The organism is Rhizobium sp. KNZ2-6A, assembly GCF_056755475.1.
Genome location: NZ_JBNDIC010000038.1, coordinates 13,700 through 30,729, shown reverse-complemented (window position 1 = coordinate 30,729; position 17,030 = coordinate 13,700). Strand labels below are relative to the sequence as shown.

The window sequence follows — 17,030 nt, the reverse complement described above, 5'->3', positions numbered from 1 at the left end:
GGTCCTGTGTGAATATGTGTTTTGGATCAGCCCCCCTTCACCGACCCGGCAAGCAGACCGCGCACGAGGTAGCGCTGCAGACCGAAGAAGACGAGGAGCGGAATAATGATGGTGACGAAGGCCGATGCGGTCAGGATTTCCCAATTGCCGCCGCGCGAGCCGAGCAGCGCGTTGAGAGCGGCCGTCAGGACCAGGTGGTCCTTGTCGGTGCCGAGGAACACCATCGCGATCAAGAGGTCGTTCCATACCCAGAGGAACTGGAAGATCGCGAAGGAGGCCAGCGCCGGGAACGACAGCGGCAGGATGATCTTGACGAAGATATCGAAATCGCTGGCGCCGTCGACGCGGGCGGATTCGATGATCTCCTTGGGCAGGCCGGAAATATAATTGCGCAGCAGATAGATGGCGAGCGGCAGGCCGAAGGCCGTATGCGCCATCCAGATACCTGGATAGGTCTTCGACGGCACACCGAAGATCTGGCCGATCTCGTTGTAGATGCGCAGGAGCGGGATCAGCGACATCTGCAGCGGCACGACGATGAGACCGACCACGAGCGCGATCAGGATAGCGCGTCCGGGAAACTCCATCCAGGCCAGCGCGTAGGCGGCAAAGGCGGCGATCAGGATCGGAATGACGGTCGCCGGGATGGTCACCGTCAGCGAATTGATGAAGGACTGGCCGATGCCCTCGCCGCCCAAAACGGAACGATAGTTATCGAAGGTGAATTGCGGCGGCGTGGCGATGGTCAAGTAGATGCGCTTGCTGCGGCCATCGGCCTCGAAAGGACCAGCCTTCTGGTAGCGATAGCTGCCGTCAGCATTGACTGTGAGTGTCTCGCCATTGCCGAGATCGGCTGGCGAGCCGACCTTATAAGCGGCCGGCTCCTGCACGCGCAGGCCGAAGGACTGGATTCTGCCGTTGCCGCTGTTGCCTTCACCGGCAACCGTACCGGCGATGACGTAATTGGCACCGTCCTGCTTTGCCTTGTCCGGGCCGTCGAGACGGACGGCCGCCGTCTGCGACGAGCCGGCAAACGCCGTCCACCAGCCGGAGGCGACGATCTGATCCCTGTCGCGCAGCGCCGTGACGAAGATGCCGAGCGTCGGCAGCAGCCAGAGGAGGACGATGAGAAGCACCGCGGCATGAACGAAGATGCGGGCAGGACCGATGCGACCGAGATTTCCAATCATGTCAGTGCCCCTTCGTTTCTGCGTTCGCACGGCGGATGTTCCAGATCATGATCGGCGTGACGGCGACCATGATGACCAGCGCGATGACGGCGCTTCGGCCGCTGTCGCCGCCGCCGCGGAACATCCAGTTGAACATCAAATTGGCGAGCACCATCGTGTTCCACTGGCCGTTGGTCATTGTGAGAACGATGTCGAAAACCTTGAGGACGAGGATGGTAATGGTGGTCCAGACCGTGGCGATCGTGCCCCAGACCTGCGGCACCATGATCTTCCAGAAGATCTGCCAGCCATTGGCACCGTCGATGACGGCGGCCTCGATGGTTTCCTCCGGAATGCCGCGCAGGGCCGCCGAGAGGATGACCATGGCAAAGCCGGTCTGAATCCAGATCAGCATCACCATCAGGAAGAAATTGTTCCAGAACGGAATGGTGATCCAGACCTCCGGCGTGCCGCCGAAAAGCTTGACGATCGCATTCAGGAGGCCGATCTGCGTGTCGGTGCCGCCACGATATTCGTAGATGAACTTCCAGATGACCGAGGCGCCGACGAAAGAGATCGCCATCGGCATGAAGATGACCGCCTTGGCAATATTGCCCCACCAGATGCGGTCGGTCATGACGGCGATGACCAGGCCGAAGAAGGTGCAGGCGGCCGGCACGACGGCAAGCCAGAGGATGTTGTTGAAGATCGACTGGCGGAATTCGGTGTCGTTGAGCGCCCAAAGATAGTTGGCGCCGCCGACGAATTTGCTGCCGTCCGGTCCATAGAAGGACAGGATGAACGTCGCGACGACGGGATAGACGAGATAAACGACCAGCAGGAACAGCGCCGGCCCCAGGAACAGCCAGGGGCGGATGAGACCGCGGCGTCGAAGGTTGACGGCCGCCTGATGGACCTCGTCCCCTTCCCTTGCCGGGAAGATCAAGTCCAAGAGCTTGTTGGAGAACCAGAAATAAGCGGCGCAAATGGCAACGCCGAATATCATGGCGCCAATCGCCGATACGATCTGCGAAAACATCCATTCCCTCCCCGAATTTACCTGCTTGAGTCCACCAGAGTCCGGCATCGGCCGCGCATGGAGGCGCGCCGTTCTATGTTATTTGGCGCCGCCGGCTTTGACCGGCGGCGCTGGACTATGATGTCTTACTTGATGGCGTCCCAGGACTTCTGAACACCGTCGGCAACATCCTGAGCGGACTTGCCGCCGACGAAGTCGACCATGCCGGTCCAGAACGAACCCGCGCCGATCTTGCCCGGCATCAGGTCGGAGCCGTCGAAGCGGAAGGTGGTCGCCGAAGTCAGGGTCTCGCCTTCCTTGCGCAGCGTGTCGTTGGCGTAAGCCGCGGTATTGACGGCCTTGTATGGCGTCAGGAAGCCGGACTGCGCCATCCAGACCTCCTGGGCGATCGGCGTCTGCAGGAACTGGATGAAGGCGCGGGCAGCCTTCGAATCCTTGGTAACGGCGGCCAGCGTGCCGGCGCCGAGAACCGGCTTGCCGAGTTCCGGATGCGCGGCGAAGGGCGGGAAGTAGAAGAAGTCCGCATCCTGGCCGAGCTTGGTGCCTTCCGGGAAGAAGGATGGGATGAAGGATGCCTGCTTGTGCATGTAGCACTTCGGCGGAACCGTAAAGAGACCCTTCGGGCTATCGCGGAAGTCGGTCGACGCCACGGCCGCGACGCCGCCGGCGACATATTTCGCGTTCTTGGCGAACTTGCCGAATTCCTCGATGACCGAGACGACCTTCGGATCGTTGAACTTCAGCGAGTTGTCGACCCAATGATCATAGTCCTGCGGCGCGTTCATGCGTAGCATCAGGTCTTCGACCCAGTCGGTCGCCGGCCAGCCGGTCGCACCGCCCGAACCGAGACCGATGCACCAGGGCGTTCCGCCGTCCTTGACGATCTGGTCGGAAAGCTTGAGCAGGTCCTCCATCGTTGTCGGAACCTTGTAGCCGGCTTCCTCGAAATTCTCCGGCACATACCAGACCAGCGACTTCAGGTCGGCCTTGTAAGGAAAGGCATAGAAGGCATCCTTGCCGTCCTTGCCCTTGTAAGTGCCGTAGCCGACCCAGCTGTCGCCGGCGCCGTAGTTCGTCTTGACCCAGCTCGCGAGATCATCGCCAAGCGGCGTCAGATAACCCTTGCTGGCGAGGTTGGCGAGAAGGCCGGGCTGCGGGAGGATGGCGACGTTCGGCGGCGAACCGGCCTGCGTGTCGATGACGATCTGCTGCTCGTAGTTTTCCGAGGACGAATATTTGGCGTTCACGCCGGTCGCTTCGGTGAAGTAGCTGAGGACGCTGGTGAAAAGTGCTTCGTCCTCGCCGCGCCACGGACCGAAGATGGTCAGCGTCTCGCCCTTCAGGTCGGCATGGGCCGACTTGAAGTCGTCGTAGCTTTTCCAATTGAACTTGGAGTCCTGACCGGGCTGGAACTTCAGATCGGCCGCCGTCGCCGTACCGGCCACCAAGGCGGCGGCAGCGACGGTCATCAAAAACATCTTTTTCATGCGGTTGTCCTCCCAAATAACGAAACCCATGAGCCCAAACACAATTTTGTGCTGCGCGCCCCATTCCTCAAAGCGCTTTGGCTACCTCTCTCATCCATTGAGAGCGGGAGAAAGTCAAGCGATTTTCAATTTCTGGCTAATATTCACAGCATATCTCGCGTTGCAGCATAAAATAGGCGGCGATATTTTGCTATTTATCTTGTCTCCAGCGCATCGCCTGCTACATATTAAAAGCGCTTTGGATGCTGGCGATATTCAGGAGGTTGTGCCGACAGCCGGGCGGTCGGGAATTGGAGGAGCCGAAATTCGTGAATCTGAAACAGCTATCGCAAATGCTCGGGCTGTCGCAGACGACAGTCAGCCGGGCATTGAACGGATATCCGGAGGTTAATCGCGAGACTCGCGAGCGTGTTCTCAAAGCGGTTCGGGAAACCGGCTATCGACCCAACAAGGCGGCGCAAAGACTTGCGACCGGCAAGGCTGGCTCGATCGGCTTGGTTATGCCGACCTCACCCGGCAACTCCTCGGACGTGCATTTCTCGGAGTTCCTGACCGGCCTCGGCGAAGAGGCCCTGCGGCACGACTTCCATTTCGTGCTGACGCCCGCGGATCCGAATGATGAGGTTGGCGCGCTGCGACGGCTGGCGGCCAGCGGCAATGTCGACGCACTCTTCGTCAATTACATGCGCGGCCACGATCCGCGCCTGGAAATGCTGAAGACGCTGTCCATGCCTTTTCTCGTGCATGGACGCTCGATCGGCTCCGAGCCGGACTATCCCTTTCTCGACCTCGATAACGAAGCCGCTTTCTACGACGCCACGAAACTGCTGCTGCAGCTCGGACATCGGCGCTTTGCCCTGTTGAACGGCCCGATCTATCTCGACTTCGCCATTCGCCGGAAGAACGGCATGGAAGCGGCCCTTGCCGAGCGGGGCCTGGCACTCGACGAGGATTGCACCAGCCACACGCCGATGACCGACGAACAGGGCCTGCTCGTCATGGAGCGCATCCTGCAGATGGAGAAAGATAGGCGTCCGACTGCGGTGCTCTGCTCCAGTACCGTGCTGGCGCTCGGCGCCGTTCGCGCCATCAATCAGGCCGGGCTCAAGCTAGGCGAGGATATCTCGCTCATCGCCCATGACGACGTGCTGACGCTTTTGAAGCCGGAAAGCTTCACCGTGCCGCTGACGACGACCCGCTCGTCGCTACGCGCGGCGGGCGTGCGTATCGCCGAGCGGCTGATCGGCGAAATCAAGCATACAGAGACGTTTCCGGCGCAGGAATTGTGGAAGGCCGAACTGATCGTGCGCTCCTCGACCGGCGTGGCGCCGGCCGACTGATCTGGTTCAAAACTTCGGCGGCGTTCTGCCGGCAGCACGATGGGCCGCGATGACAGTATTGGCCATCAACATGGCGATCGTCATCGGTCCGACACCGCCCGGAACCGGCGTGATCGCTGCGGCAACGTCAGAAGCCTCGGCATAGGCGACATCGCCCACCAGCCGGCTCTTGCCCTCGCCGCGCTCTGGTGCATCGATGCGGTTGATGCCGACATCGATGACCGTCGCGCCGGGCTTCACCCAGCCCGCCTTGACCATCTCCGGACGTCCCACAGCCGCCACCAGAATATCGGCGCCTCGTGCCACCGATGCGAGATCCTTCGTCCGCGAATGCGCCGTCGTGACAGTCGCATTGGCATTGAGCAGCAATTGCGCCATCGGCTTGCCGAACAGGTTGGAACGGCCGATGACCACGGCATTCAGCCCCGACAGATCCTCGCCATGGATGGAGCGCACCAAAAGCATGGCGCCGGCCGGTGTGCAGGAGATCAGCCCGGTTGCGAGATCGCCGGTTGCCAGTTTGCCGGCGTTGACGACGTGCAGACCATCGACATCCTTGTCCGGCCGGATCGACTGGATGATCGCCTCGGAATCCAGGTGCTTCGGCAACGGCAGCTGCACCAGGATGCCGTGAATGGAGGGATCGTCGTTCAGTGACGCCACCAGGCCCGCGAGCTCACCTTGCGTCGTCTCGGCCGGTAGCGTGTGCTGGATAGACTTGAAGCCGCATTCCTTGGCCATCTTGCTCTTGGAGTTCACATAGGCGTGGCTGGCCGGATCATCGCCGACGATGACGACCGCAAGCCCGGTCTTCACACTGGCCTCGGCCTCAAGCCCTGCCGCCGCAGCCTTCACAGCCTCGATCACCGAAGCCGCCGCCTTCTTCCCGTCGATCACTGTCGTCACGCTCGTCTCCCGATCATGAATTCGGTGGCAATCTACAGACCATCGGCCCGACATAATTGCCTGCTAACGCCCTATGGTGTCTGAAAGCGGTAATTGCAAGGGAAAACGATGGGGCGATCAGCCGCGGTCCTGATGCCTGCGCACCGCGTAGATCTCGACCTTGGCACGCAGCGACGCAAGTTCGCGCTGAATGCGGACCCATTCATCCGTAACGTCGGGCCGGCTTCCGATTTCGGGAACAGTCGACGACGGCTCAAGCGCGATAGCGGGCAAAAGCGGAAGCGGCATATCGCCATCCCGATGGAAAGAAGGGATGGCCGGCATGATGCCGTCGTCGGCCGGATGATCTTCCACGGTTTCGCCACCGGCCAGCCACTTGCGCAGGAATACCGCGCCAAATGCCATGCCAAGGGCGGCCAGGAAACCGATTGCCTGATTGCTCGCGAGATGATCATCCAGCGGCAGAGCCGATGCGACGGCTTGCGAAATCACCGTCAGCGGCTGTTTGGCTTCCGGCACTGACCGGGCAGCATTCTGCTGGTCTGCCTCATAGCGGCTCCGGGCGACGGCCACGGCATCCTGCAATTGCGCAAGGCGGATGACGTCGACGTCGATGTTCTTCTGGCTGAGGGCGGTCATCTCGGCCGAAAGGGCCGTTTGCTTCTCGAGAGCCGCCTTCACATCGACGTCGCTGCTGACGACAAGCCGCTGCAGTTGACTGCGGATGCTGGCGGCAAGATCGTCGGCCGTCGCCTGCTGCGCAAGCAAGCGGGGGTGGCGCGGGCCGAGCTGCGCCGAAAGCTGGGAAAGCTGGGCCTTGGCGGCACTATAGCGGCCGCGCAGGTCGTCGAGCCCGGCGGATGCGACATCGCCCGAGAAGGCGCCACTCAGCACGGAGGCCGGCGTGGCCGACCTGACCGAGGCAAGGCGAGACCGGGCCGCGCGCAAGACCAGCTCGGCCGCCTTTATCTCGCCATCCAATTGCTGGCGCTGCTGCTGTAGCGCCAGCGCCGCCGCGATCTTATCCTCGCCATAGTGCGCCTTGAACTCAGCCATGGCCGCCGTTGCACGATCGAACTCCTTGCGGCTGCGATCGGCTGCCGTTTCGACCCCGAGCGACGTGCCAGCCGCCTTTGCGACGGCGGTATCATAGAGGGTGGCGACCGCCAGGCGATTGGCAATATCGGCCGATCTGGCGGGATCGCCGCTGGTCACGCTCAAGCGCAGCAGACCTGTCTGGCCATCGATGCCGACGGCAATGTCCCTGCGAAGGGTCGCCTGGGCGCGCGAGGGCGCATCGGAGGCGTTGCCGCTGCCGGACAGGAGCTCGACGACGACGCCGAGGGCACCTGCGCGACTGCCGGTAAATTCCGGATCGCGATCGAGCTTCATCCTGGCGACGACATCGGACAGCACGGACGGCGCGACAGCACGTTTCGCCGCGACATCGAGCAATGTCTGCCGTCCGCCGCCGCCGCCCTCCACATGCAGGACGGCTTGCGACATATAAAGCGGCGGCGGTGCGAGCATCGTCGGGATGGCCGCCCCCGCCAAGGCGGTTGCAATGACGAAACCGAGAGAGCGGATACCGAGAGACCAGCGGCCGGTGCGATGCCTATGCTCGGCAAGATTGGGGATCGCAATCGGTAGGGGAAGTTCCGTCACGCCTTCAAGCAGGTCGGGCACGAATTCCAGCAGATCGGGCACAGGCTCCGATGCCGGTTCCCGCATCTGTTCGCGCTTCGCGTGGTGGAACGGCGGTGTGCCTTCGATATGCGCCAAGGCGGGCCGATAGTCCAACGGCCCCGCGCCCATCGGTTCCCTTCGCCCCGAGACCGGATAAGGATCGCCGTCCAGCGCCCTGCGCAGAATGGCGCGCAGCTCCGTATCGCGCGGGTCGTCGGAATTGGCGGCTCGCAGATGGGCTGTGCGACGCAAGCCATCTTCGCCCCGACGGGAAGAAACGTGCCCGCCCGGCACGCGCGACACCTCGAAGGTTTCCGCATCGTCTGGGTAAAATCCAGGCTTGGCTTTGCTTTCAAACATAGCGGGCAATCTCGCGCACATGGTCGGAGACCAATGCAATGGTTAACCCACTCTAAACTTTCATGCCAAAGAAAGAGTTAACGCCGCACCCGCGAATACCAGAGCGGCTCGGCATTTTTCCTGAAATTGCTCTAACTTGCCAGTTTATCGGGAGAGGCGATACGCCGCTGCGGCAGCTGTTGCAGTTCCGCGCGAAGGACACGCTCCTTGCGGCCGAACTGATGCCTGATGACCTGATAGAGGAAGAGCGGTACGCCCAGGATATAGCGCCGCCACAGCCTGCCCGGCTCAAGAGCCAGGCGGAACAACCACTCGCTGCGCATCGCACGCACGAGCCTGGGAGCCCGCGACACCGTTCCGGACGCGAAATCGAACAGGGCGCCGACGGTCAGCACCAATCGTGCATGCTGCGGCCCGACATGCTCGGCGACCCATTTCTCCTGCAGAGGCGTTCCCATGCCGACGATCAGCACATCGATCTTCTGCCGGCCGATTTCCGCGGCAACGGCGCTGCTTCTCGCGGGATCGAAGAAACCATCGGAAACGACAATGTACTCGTGCCATGGCGCATGCCGGCGAAATTTCTCCGCCGCATTTTCGACAACCGAGCGCTTGCCGCCCAGCAAGCCGATCCGCTTCGTCCGCTCCATGAAAGTCAAAAGTGCGGGCACGAAATCCGTGCCGTTCAAGTTCGCCGGAAACGGCTCGCCATGAGCGACACGCGAGGCAATATCGAGGCCAACGCCATCGGGAAGCACCAGATTTTGCTCGAGAACATTGCGATAGTTGTCGTCGCGCAGCATGACAAGCATATTATGGGCGTTGACGAAGGAGATCGAGGTCTGGCCGACCGGCAGGGATGCGAGCTCATTGACGAAGGTCAGGGCACCATCCCAATCGAGATCGCAGACCGGCAGATCGAAGATCATGCGGCGCGACGCAACGACGGCAAAATCGGCAACCTGGTTCAATCCAACAACCTCCTGCCCGAGATCGCACATGCGCATGATGCCGGGAATAACAAGCTCATGCGCCCCACCGTTCATCGATGCGGCGACTACGAGGCGTCACTGGGAGGTGTTTATAACAAGATAAATCCAACGTTCCGTTAGGATGGAAAGTGGGATTTATCGGAAACCATCAAGGATTCGTTAATATATCGCCGGCCAGGGCTTGGCCTTGCAGCCTTGGAATAGAGCGGTATCACGCAGAGCCAGGACACCACTATTCCAGCGGCACCTTATCCTTCGCCGCGTCCTGCACGATCTTGACCGGCTTGACCGTTTTCTTGCCGATGCTCTCCCCGCCATGGGTTTCTTCCTTGGAGAGATAATCGAGCTGTTCGATCAGCACGTCGGCGACATAATCGCCGCCGAGCCGCTCGTTCATCCGTTTCTTCAGGTCGCTGCGAAAGGCGGCAACATCGAAGTTCTGCGTGTGCGCGATATCGATCACCTTGTTGCCGATCAGCAGCGAAAAAAGCTCATCCGTCGTCAGTTCCGGCAAGGGCATCTGAAGGGCATTCGCCTTGCCCTTCTCCATCATGAAGGAGATGCGCGTCAGGAAGTAACCGGTCACCTGACCGTTGGCGATGACGGGAACGTTGATCGATTCGCCCTTGATCAGTTCCTGCTGCGCCCTTTTGGCGTCGTCAGGACTGATTGCGGGCGCCGTCGCCACCTGCACCGAAAAATAGACCGAGGCCAATGTCACGGCGCAGACCCAAAGGCCGGTGAGAGCGAGCTTGATCATCCGGCCTCACGGACGCGGAATTGCTCCTGCGAATAGGTGCCGTCGGCATCGGCGTTCTGCACGGCATTCTTCAGAATGTCGGCGACGGCGCGCACGGCCTCAAGGTGAGCCTCGACCCGGCGGGCGTTCAGAACCAGCTTCTTCTTCAGGTCGTGCAGCTGCCCGATATGGGTGGCGGCAAGATCGGCCGGATCGGTATCGCGAAACAGCATCGACAGTTCGTAGAGGCAACGGCTCTTGTGCGCGTTCGATACCTTGAGATCGAATTCCGGGTCTGTGCCGATCCGGTTGTTCTCATTGTCGATAATCATCTCCAGGCGGCCAAGGACAGACTTGATCCGATAGTCCTGCGACATCATTTCCATGTTTGCTACCTCGCTCATGCTTTCTGGGACGTCAAATTATTCTGATTGGTGATGCTGGCATTGCCGTCATTATCGGCATCCGCAGCGGCGAGCGTCTTGCGCTGAAAATCGGCAACCGCGCTCAGAGCCATTTTCTTGTCGTTTTCATCGGTCGCGGCATGGACGGCGCCGGTATTGCGCATCTTGTCGACCTGTTCCTGATACATCTTCTCGGCAATGCCAACGCCGCCGCTCTTGGCAAGCGTATTGCCCAGCTGCTCGGCCATCATGCCTTTCCAGATCTCGCCGGCCGACCCCTTACCGTAGAGCGTCTCACTGCTCGGCAGCATGTTCTTCACGAAATTCTGCAGCACCATGGCTTCGAACTTGCGATAAGGCTGCGGCACCTTCGTCCCGGCCACATGCGTGTTGGCATTGGCAAGGCCCGCCTGGGTAGCCGCGCTGTTCATCGCATCCACCGTCGCGCCGAAGCCGTTGCCGTTCTCGGCGAGGCTGGTGGCGGCAAAGGCGGCCCGGTTGGCGGCAAGCTTGGTCTGCGCTGCCTCGACATCGGCCGGATTGGCGGCCTTGACGACATCGAGGACCAAATCACTCGGAGGCGAAATAGCCACGTCACGTCTCCCTCTGCTATCGAACACCCTGAAGCCGCGCGGGGCGGCAATCGAATCAGGGCACCGAATCAAAACTTCAGAACAGGCCGGCAACCCAACGATGCGCATCCTGTTCCATGATCGCGGCGATTATGGTTTTTGAACCTTGCTGGAGGCTGGCGTTGCGGCGGCGAGGCGCTGATCGATGATGTCGTAGACGGCATTGTCGTCCGACTCGCGCAATTCGATCTCGCGGGCATCCTTCATGTGCTCTTCGAGCCGCTCGGCCTTGGTGCGCTCCTGCTGTACCTTCATCTGGATGAGCGTCTGGATGCTTTCCAGCTGCTGATCTCTGATCATCAGACGGCCGTAGCGCTCGGCATAGTGGATCGAGAATGCCATGTGCACGGGATCGACCGAGCCGATTGCAACCATGACCCGCTCCATCGATTCCGTGACTTCGGCGCGCTGGCGGGTCGTATCGGCAAGCTCGTTTTCCGCTATCCGCTCCAGATGGCGCTGCACCGCGACCAGGCGCTTCAGTTTTTCAGAACGGCTTTTTTTTTCCGCCATCGCCTACCTACCCACCGACTGCCCGGTCCCGGATGCGTCCGAATCGGGTCTCATCGTCTCGCCGCCCACCGGCTTGAGCTTCCGCTTTTCGCCATGATGCCCTAGTGCCCATTGAAGACCGTGAGAAACGCACTGGAAAACTGACTGACCAATGCCGCGATGCTGAGATAGAGCATGAATAGCCCTCCCATCAGCAGATACGGCGTGGAGATGAAATAGATCGGGATCTGCGGCGCCAGCTTGTTGATGAAGCCGATCGAAATCTGGAACATCAGGCCATAGAGCAGGAAGGGGCTCGCCAACCGCAGCATGATGAAGAAGGTGGTCTCCAGCGTATCCGTAATCGAGATCAAAGCGGCACGCGGCTCGATATGACCGCCCAGAGGAACGACGGAATAGGAATCGACCAGCGCCTGCAGGATATAATGGTGAAAATCGAGGATGAAGAGCATCATCAGCCCGCAAAAGCTGATGAGGCTCGTGAGCGACGTCTCGCTCGACTCCTCGACGATATCGGCACCGCCCGGCGCGTTGAAGCCGATCAGCATCGATATGCTCGCCCCGGCGAATTGCAGGCCTAGCGTATAGATCCGCGCCATCATGCCATACATCAATCCGATGACCGTTTCGGTGAAGATGAGGCCGATGAAGCTCGCGTCGCCCCTCGACACCTGGGGATAGATCGTGTTCCATAGTAACGGCAAAATCGCCAGCGACAGGGCCACGGAAAGAAGCAGCCTGATCTGCGGCGGGATGCGGCCCGATGAAAATCCCGGAAGAACCATCATGCAGCCACCGATGCGGCAGAAGGCGACGAACAGCGCCAGAATGGTCCCCTGCGGGTCTGTTATCATGAAATCGAACCTAGAATCTTGATCTCGATCCCCTTGGCCAGTTCCACATGCGATAGGACCGGAAGGGTCGCGAACAGGCGTTCGATGATCATGCGCACATAGGAGCGCGTTTCCGGCGACGTGACAAGAACGAAGGGCATGCCGCGATCCATGTATTCACGGATAACTTTGCCCGCCTGCTCGCTGAACTCTTCCAGGCTGCGCGGATCGATGTCGAATTCGACGATTTCGCCCTTCTGGTCGCGCTTCAGCGCCTGATGGAAGATCAGGTCCCATTTGCTGCCAAGACGCAGCACGCGCAGCACGCCATTGTCCGCCAGGTCGCCACAGAGCTGCTGCGCCATGCGGACGCGCACATGTTCGACGATCTGTTCGGTCTTGCGCACATGCGGCGCGAGTTCGGCGACGGCTTCAAGGATGAGATGCAGGTTGCGGATCGAGACACGCTCGGCGAGCAGCAGCTTCAGCACCGCCTGCAGGCCGGAATAGGACATGTGCGACGAGCAGATCTCGTCGGCGAGCTTCTTATATTCGGGATCGAGACGCTCGATCAGGATCTTCACGTCCTTATACGAAAGAAGTGCCGGCAGGTTGTTACGGATGACTTCGCTCATATGGGTGAGCACGACGGACACGTTGTCGATCGGCTGGAAACCTTCGCGCTTCAGATCTTCGGTGAAGGCTTCGAGAACGGAAACGGCGGGCATGCCGAAAGCGGGTTCGCGAATCTCGTCTCCCGGCACGGTCGGCTTGCGGCCCGAGCCCGTGACGACGAGCACTTCGCCGACGCGCAGCATGTTGGAGGCGATCGTCGTGCCGTGGATGCGGATCTGATACGATTTGTCGGCGATCGCCATGTCGTCGATCACCTTGATTTCAGGCACGACGAAGCCGTATTGCGTCGCGAACTTCTTGCGCATCTTGCCGACTCGGAAGGCGAGCTCCTGATGCGCGCCGAGCAGGCGGGTGGAGACGATCTTGCCGAGGGCGAGTTCGATCTCGGCGGTCTTCAGAACCGACTTGACCGAATCCTTTTCCATTTCCTTCGTCTGCATCACCTTTTGCTCCTCGGCATCACGGCGAAGCTTGTTTTCGGCCTCGATCTGGCGCGGGATGAACCAGGCGCCGGTCGCCATCAGGCCGCCGAGGAAAACGAAGGGCAGGAAGGGCATGCCGGGCATGATCGCCAGGATACCCATGAGGACTGCCGAGACGGCGAGCGCGCGCGGATAGCCGCTCAGCTGATTGACGACGGCCTGGTCGGTCGAGCCGGCCGTGCCGCCGCGCGAAACCAGGAGGCCGGCGGCGAGAGAGACGATGAGCGCCGGCATCTGCGACACCAGACCGTCACCGACGGAGAGCTTGACGAAAACGTCCGCAGCCTGGCCGATCGGCATGCTGTGGCGGAAATAGCCGATGATGATGCCGCCGAAGATGTTGATGCAGGTGATCAGAAGGCCGGCAACCGCATCGCCGCGCACGAATTTCGAGGCACCGTCCATCGCGCCAAAGAAGGAGCTTTCCTCTTCCAGCTCGCGGCGACGGCGCTGCGCCTCCTTTTCATCGATCAGGCCGGCCGAAAGATCGGCGTCGATCGCCATCTGCTTGCCGGGGATGGCATCGAGGGTGAAGCGAGCGCCGACTTCCGCGATACGCGTCGCGCCCTTGGTGATGACGATGAAGTTGATGGTGATGAGGATCAGGAAGACGATCAGACCGATGACGAAATCGCCCGACATCACCAGGCTGGAAAAGCCCGCAATGACGCCACCGGCGGCATCATGCCCTTCATAACCATGCGAAAGGATGACGCGCGTGGTCGCGATGTTGAGCGCCAGACGCGTCATGGTGGCGATCAGCAGGATCGTCGGGAAAGACGAGAATTCCAGCGGCTTCTTGATCCAGAGCGCCACCATGAGGATCAGGACCGAGAGAGCGATCGAGAAGGCCAGGCCGAGGTCGATCAGGAATGGCGGGATCGGCAGGAACAGCACGCACAGGATGACCATGATACCGAGTGCAAAGCCGATATCACGCACGCTGGGATTGGCTTTGGGAAGTGCTATTGCGGGTGGTTGTGCCATCGACCGGTTCCGTCTCTTCATGAGAGGAGGCAAACGGCTGACCCGCCTGCCCTATTGGAACCGAGATTTAAAAGCCGAAGCTTGCGCGAGCATGGCTTGTGCCGGCAAAGCTCATGATCCGAAAGCCGTTTCGGCCATCGGATCCGATGTTTAGAACCCGGACTGGATACGCGAGAAGACGAGATTGGTGAAAATCGAAATCTGTGCGCCGACGAACGGAGCCGAGACGCCGATGGTGACCATGACCGCCACGATCTTCGGCACGAAGGTCAGCGTCGCCTCCTGCACCTGGGTCAGCGCCTGGATCAGGGCAATCACCAGGCCGACGACCATCGCCGCCAGAACCGCCGGGCCGGAAGCCACCAGCACCGTCCAGATCGCCGCCTGGAAGATATCCAATGCATCGGCTTCATTCATGACATTTTCACTCCCGGTTCAGCGGCTCCTCATGAGCCGCTGGTCGAATCCGTGCCCGACGAATCGCTGCTGGTAGTATCGCTCGACGTGGCCGGCACATCAATGGTCGTGCCTGCCGGAGCGATCGTCACACCGGCCTGGATCAGGATCTTGTCGCCGGCACTGGTCTGCGCGATAACACCGTCCGAATAGACGGTTACCTCCTTGATCGTGCCCGTGGTCTTGCCATCGGCACTCATGATCTGCTTGCCGATATAGTCGGACGCCTGCGAGATCCACTGATTCTGCAACACGGTTTCCAGATGCGAGTTCGTCTGGATCTGCTGCTCGACCTGGGAGAAGCTCGCCAGCTGCGAAATCTGCTGGCTTGCATCCATCGGCGACGTCGGATCCTGGTTCTTCATCTGCGCGATGAGGAGTTGCAGGAAGTCGTTGTAATTCAGGTTGGCGCTCGCCGATGCGGTAGCCGCATTTTTCGTGGCGGTAGTGGAAGAGGTGTCTGTGCTGCTGTTGACGGCGTCTACCGCTGCCATGGAGCGATCTCCCGACGGATATGCTCGATCGTCGCCGCCGGCATTTCCTGGTTGTTCAGAATATTGTCCTCGATCGGGTAGAGGCTGCGGATCGCCTTCAACGCGTCGAAAGCGCGGCCAGTGGCGACGAGGCCATCGATACGCTTCAGCTCAGCCAGCACTTCCTCGTTGTGGAAGCACGAAAGCAGCATGACGATCGACTTGCGGAACATGGTCGTCGACTGCTCCTTGCCCTCCGGATTGATGAGGATCATCTGCGCGATGAAGTAGAGCTGACGCAGGGGCGTCGTCGCGTCTTCGGGCTGGAGCACGTGGTTCTCAAGCAGGAATGTCACATCATTCAGGAATTCCAGGGCGACCTTGCGATCGACGCGCAGGACGGCCCCGTTGATAAAGATCTTTTCCCCGGCTTTGAGCGATATGCGAAGCGTACTTTTCATTTAAGTCCATCCCTGATGATGGTGGTGACATCTATGATGCCTTGATAATTTACCGACTGGCGCCGCTGGATCCGATCGCACTCCTTCAGAATCCAGATACCGATCGAGATTAGGTTGGCACGTAGTTCGACGTTGAGCTGGTTCTCCGGACTTTTGAGGTCCTCGACAAAGCTGATCCATACGCGCCGCGTATAATAGAGAGCTTCGATCGCTTCGCGGCCGTATTTCTCCACGTCACGCGCCGTGGAGAGGAGAAATATCGACCGGTCCAGAACTTGCCGTTCTCTTTCCTTGGCGTCGGCCACTGCATCCTGCATGACTTCCGCATATGAGAACTGATACATTCATGCATCCTTCCTGGTCATTCCTTCCCTTTGATCATCAAAGGTAATTTACAAGGCTGAGCTGCTGGATCTTCGAGACAATGGTGTAAGCGGTCTGGAGCTGGGTCTGCAGGTTGTTGACCTTGGTCGAAGCTTCATAGGGATCGACCCCCGTCAGATCGCCCAGGCTGGTATTGAGAATGGTCTTCTGGGCATTCAGCGTCGTGTTCGCATCCGAGAGGCGCGACTGCGACAGACCGAGCTGGCTCGCCTGGCTGTTCAGGCCGTCGACCGCCTGACGCGAGTAGCTGATGGCCTGATCGGTCACCGCATTCAGCGCGTCCGAACTCAGGGCCGGCGTCGTCTTCATCAGCGCATTGGTGACGCTGGTTGCTAGTGCCAGATAGCGAATGCCGGAAGAATTCGAATTCGTCGACGTCTCTACCACTTCCGAATTGCTGATGCGGCTCGTCATGTTCTGGTCCGACGCGCTCGACCAGCTTGCCCAGCTGGTATTGGAGGTGAACATCGGTTCGACCTTGGTGGTGATGAAGTCCTTCATCTGAGCGCCGGTCAGATTGCTTGTCGAGGCTACCGGCGGCGTCTGAGCGGCCATATAGGCTGATAGCGCAGTCTGGATTGCCGTGTTCGTCGCGGCGGAATTGTTCGTCATCGGCTGAACATCGGTGTTGGTGCCAGCGAAGAGATATTCGCCATTGACCATGGTGTTGGCGGAAGCAATGACGCTCGAAAGGGTAGAAGTCGCGGTCGACTGCGTCAGCGCTATGCTGCTGCCATCCGTATTGCCGCGCAGGGCCACCAGCTGATCCATCAGCTTCTGCGCCTGGCTACCCATATCGCTCAACGCGGTCTGAGATGAGGTCATACGCTGATTTGCGATGGAATTGCTGCCGAGAATGGAGTCGATACGTGATGCTTCCCGCGTCAGGTTCACGCTGAGCGATGTGCTGCTGCCCAACGAAACCCCGATGTCGGCATAAACGCCCGTAGTTGCTTCCGTGGAAGCGCTGGTCATCTCATTCTGCGCCTGACGGATTGTCTGACGCATGACGTTCTGAATGGCCGTGCTCGAAATGAAAGAAAGTTTCATG

At 60.2% G+C, this 17,030-nt stretch carries 18 protein-coding genes; 1 reads left to right on the top strand and 17 read right to left on the bottom strand.

All coding sequences use genetic code 11. The annotated features are described in order from the left end of the window. Positions 1-26: 26 nt before the first annotated feature. From ACPYOP_RS23290 to ACPYOP_RS23280, 3 genes are all read right to left on the bottom strand, one after another. A complete protein-coding gene (locus tag ACPYOP_RS23290) occupies positions 27-1,190 on the bottom strand; it encodes a carbohydrate ABC transporter permease (protein ID WP_481412647.1) in 1,164 nt (387 codons plus the stop codon). 1 nt (position 1,191) lies between these two features. After that, positions 1,192-2,208: a carbohydrate ABC transporter permease gene (locus ACPYOP_RS23285; protein ID WP_481412646.1), complete on the bottom strand. Its 1,017-nt coding sequence runs from the start codon at positions 2,206-2,208 to the stop codon at positions 1,192-1,194. A 125-nt stretch (positions 2,209-2,333) separates the two neighbouring features. Beyond that, positions 2,334-3,695, bottom strand: a complete 1,362-nt coding sequence (locus ACPYOP_RS23280; RefSeq protein WP_481412645.1) for an ABC transporter substrate-binding protein — start codon at positions 3,693-3,695, stop codon at positions 2,334-2,336. A gap of 308 nt (positions 3,696-4,003) precedes the next feature. Between ACPYOP_RS23280 and ACPYOP_RS23275 the strand changes: the two genes are divergently transcribed. Further along, a complete protein-coding gene (locus ACPYOP_RS23275; RefSeq protein ID WP_481412644.1) occupies positions 4,004-5,035 on the top strand; it encodes a substrate-binding domain-containing protein in 1,032 nt (343 codons plus the stop codon). Positions 5,036-5,041: 6 nt separating this feature from the next. On the opposite strand, the gene folD is transcribed toward ACPYOP_RS23275, so the two are convergent. From folD to ACPYOP_RS23205, 14 genes are all read right to left on the bottom strand, one after another. After that, positions 5,042-5,941: a bifunctional methylenetetrahydrofolate dehydrogenase/methenyltetrahydrofolate cyclohydrolase FolD gene (folD, locus tag ACPYOP_RS23270; RefSeq protein WP_481412643.1), complete on the bottom strand. Its 900-nt coding sequence runs from the start codon at positions 5,939-5,941 to the stop codon at positions 5,042-5,044. 117 nt (positions 5,942-6,058) lie between these two features. After that, positions 6,059-7,987 carry a GumC family protein gene (locus ACPYOP_RS23265; RefSeq protein WP_481412642.1) on the bottom strand — a complete coding sequence of 643 codons (1,929 nt, stop codon included), beginning with the start codon at positions 7,985-7,987 and terminating at the stop codon, positions 6,059-6,061. A 131-nt stretch (positions 7,988-8,118) separates the two neighbouring features. Beyond that, positions 8,119-8,958, bottom strand: coding sequence for a WecB/TagA/CpsF family glycosyltransferase (locus ACPYOP_RS23260; RefSeq protein ID WP_481412677.1), 840 nt, complete (start codon positions 8,956-8,958; stop codon positions 8,119-8,121). Positions 8,959-9,211: 253 nt separating this feature from the next. Then, positions 9,212-9,739 (bottom strand): hypothetical protein, encoded by a 528-nt coding sequence (locus ACPYOP_RS23255; RefSeq protein ID WP_481412641.1) that lies wholly within the window; start codon positions 9,737-9,739, stop codon positions 9,212-9,214. Continuing rightward, entirely contained in the window at positions 9,736-10,104 is a 369-nt protein-coding gene (locus ACPYOP_RS23250) for a hypothetical protein (protein WP_149633148.1), read from the bottom strand. The genes ACPYOP_RS23255 and ACPYOP_RS23250 overlap by 4 nt, the downstream gene beginning before the upstream one ends. A gap of 14 nt (positions 10,105-10,118) precedes the next feature. Then, on the bottom strand, positions 10,119-10,715 hold the full coding sequence (locus ACPYOP_RS23245) for a rod-binding protein (protein ID WP_481412640.1): 597 nt from the start codon (positions 10,713-10,715) through the stop codon (positions 10,119-10,121). A 129-nt stretch (positions 10,716-10,844) separates the two neighbouring features. After that, the gene (locus ACPYOP_RS23240) at positions 10,845-11,267 is read right to left on the bottom strand and encodes a hypothetical protein (RefSeq protein WP_481412639.1); all 423 of its coding nucleotides are present in this window, start codon (positions 11,265-11,267) and stop codon (positions 10,845-10,847) included. 101 nt (positions 11,268-11,368) lie between these two features. Next, positions 11,369-12,121 (bottom strand): flagellar biosynthetic protein FliR, encoded by a 753-nt coding sequence (gene fliR / locus ACPYOP_RS23235; RefSeq protein ID WP_481412638.1) that lies wholly within the window; start codon positions 12,119-12,121, stop codon positions 11,369-11,371. Beyond that, positions 12,118-14,205 (bottom strand): flagellar biosynthesis protein FlhA, encoded by a 2,088-nt coding sequence (gene flhA, locus ACPYOP_RS23230; RefSeq protein WP_481412637.1) that lies wholly within the window; start codon positions 14,203-14,205, stop codon positions 12,118-12,120. Before flhA ends, fliR begins: the two co-directional genes overlap by 4 nt. Positions 14,206-14,355: 150 nt before the next feature. Further along, on the bottom strand, positions 14,356-14,622 hold the full coding sequence (fliQ, locus tag ACPYOP_RS23225) for a flagellar biosynthesis protein FliQ (protein WP_481412636.1): 267 nt from the start codon (positions 14,620-14,622) through the stop codon (positions 14,356-14,358). 29 nt (positions 14,623-14,651) lie between these two features. After that, positions 14,652-15,155, bottom strand: coding sequence for a flagellar hook assembly protein FlgD (gene flgD, locus ACPYOP_RS23220; RefSeq protein ID WP_481412635.1), 504 nt, complete (start codon positions 15,153-15,155; stop codon positions 14,652-14,654). Then, positions 15,143-15,595, bottom strand: a complete 453-nt coding sequence (flbT, locus tag ACPYOP_RS23215; protein WP_481412634.1) for a flagellar biosynthesis repressor FlbT — start codon at positions 15,593-15,595, stop codon at positions 15,143-15,145. Before flbT ends, flgD begins: the two co-directional genes overlap by 13 nt. Next, a complete protein-coding gene (gene flaF / locus ACPYOP_RS23210; RefSeq protein ID WP_481412633.1) occupies positions 15,592-15,939 on the bottom strand; it encodes a flagellar biosynthesis regulator FlaF in 348 nt (115 codons plus the stop codon). The genes flbT and flaF overlap by 4 nt, the downstream gene beginning before the upstream one ends. A gap of 37 nt (positions 15,940-15,976) precedes the next feature. Continuing rightward, positions 15,977-17,029 (bottom strand): flagellar hook-associated family protein, encoded by a 1,053-nt coding sequence (locus ACPYOP_RS23205; protein ID WP_481412632.1) that lies wholly within the window; start codon positions 17,027-17,029, stop codon positions 15,977-15,979. Position 17,030 lies beyond the last annotated feature (1 nt).

What these genes read in the sequence shown, in the direction of transcription:
- flhA (WP_481412637.1), bottom strand. Translation starts at nt 14,205, where the DNA reads ATGGCACAACCACCCGCAATAGCACTTCCCAAAGCCAATCCCAGCGTG.
- fliQ (WP_481412636.1), bottom strand. Translation starts at nt 14,622, where the DNA reads ATGAATGAAGCCGATGCATTGGATATCTTCCAGGCGGCGATCTGGACG.
- fliR (WP_481412638.1), bottom strand. Translation starts at nt 12,121, where the DNA reads ATGATAACAGACCCGCAGGGGACCATTCTGGCGCTGTTCGTCGCCTTC.
- flgD (WP_481412635.1), bottom strand. Translation starts at nt 15,155, where the DNA reads ATGGCAGCGGTAGACGCCGTCAACAGCAGCACAGACACCTCTTCCACT.
- ACPYOP_RS23290 (WP_481412647.1), bottom strand. Translation starts at nt 1,190, where the DNA reads ATGATTGGAAATCTCGGTCGCATCGGTCCTGCCCGCATCTTCGTTCAT.
- ACPYOP_RS23205 (WP_481412632.1), bottom strand. Translation starts at nt 17,029, where the DNA reads ATGAAACTTTCTTTCATTTCGAGCACGGCCATTCAGAACGTCATGCGT.
- flbT (WP_481412634.1), bottom strand. Translation starts at nt 15,595, where the DNA reads ATGAAAAGTACGCTTCGCATATCGCTCAAAGCCGGGGAAAAGATCTTT.
- ACPYOP_RS23250 (WP_149633148.1), bottom strand. Translation starts at nt 10,104, where the DNA reads ATGGAAATGATGTCGCAGGACTATCGGATCAAGTCTGTCCTTGGCCGC.
- ACPYOP_RS23285 (WP_481412646.1), bottom strand. Translation starts at nt 2,208, where the DNA reads ATGTTTTCGCAGATCGTATCGGCGATTGGCGCCATGATATTCGGCGTT.
- ACPYOP_RS23255 (WP_481412641.1), bottom strand. Translation starts at nt 9,739, where the DNA reads ATGATCAAGCTCGCTCTCACCGGCCTTTGGGTCTGCGCCGTGACATTG.
- ACPYOP_RS23240 (WP_481412639.1), bottom strand. Translation starts at nt 11,267, where the DNA reads ATGGCGGAAAAAAAAAGCCGTTCTGAAAAACTGAAGCGCCTGGTCGCG.
- ACPYOP_RS23265 (WP_481412642.1), bottom strand. Translation starts at nt 7,987, where the DNA reads ATGTTTGAAAGCAAAGCCAAGCCTGGATTTTACCCAGACGATGCGGAA.
- flaF (WP_481412633.1), bottom strand. Translation starts at nt 15,939, where the DNA reads ATGTATCAGTTCTCATATGCGGAAGTCATGCAGGATGCAGTGGCCGAC.
- ACPYOP_RS23280 (WP_481412645.1), bottom strand. Translation starts at nt 3,695, where the DNA reads ATGAAAAAGATGTTTTTGATGACCGTCGCTGCCGCCGCCTTGGTGGCC.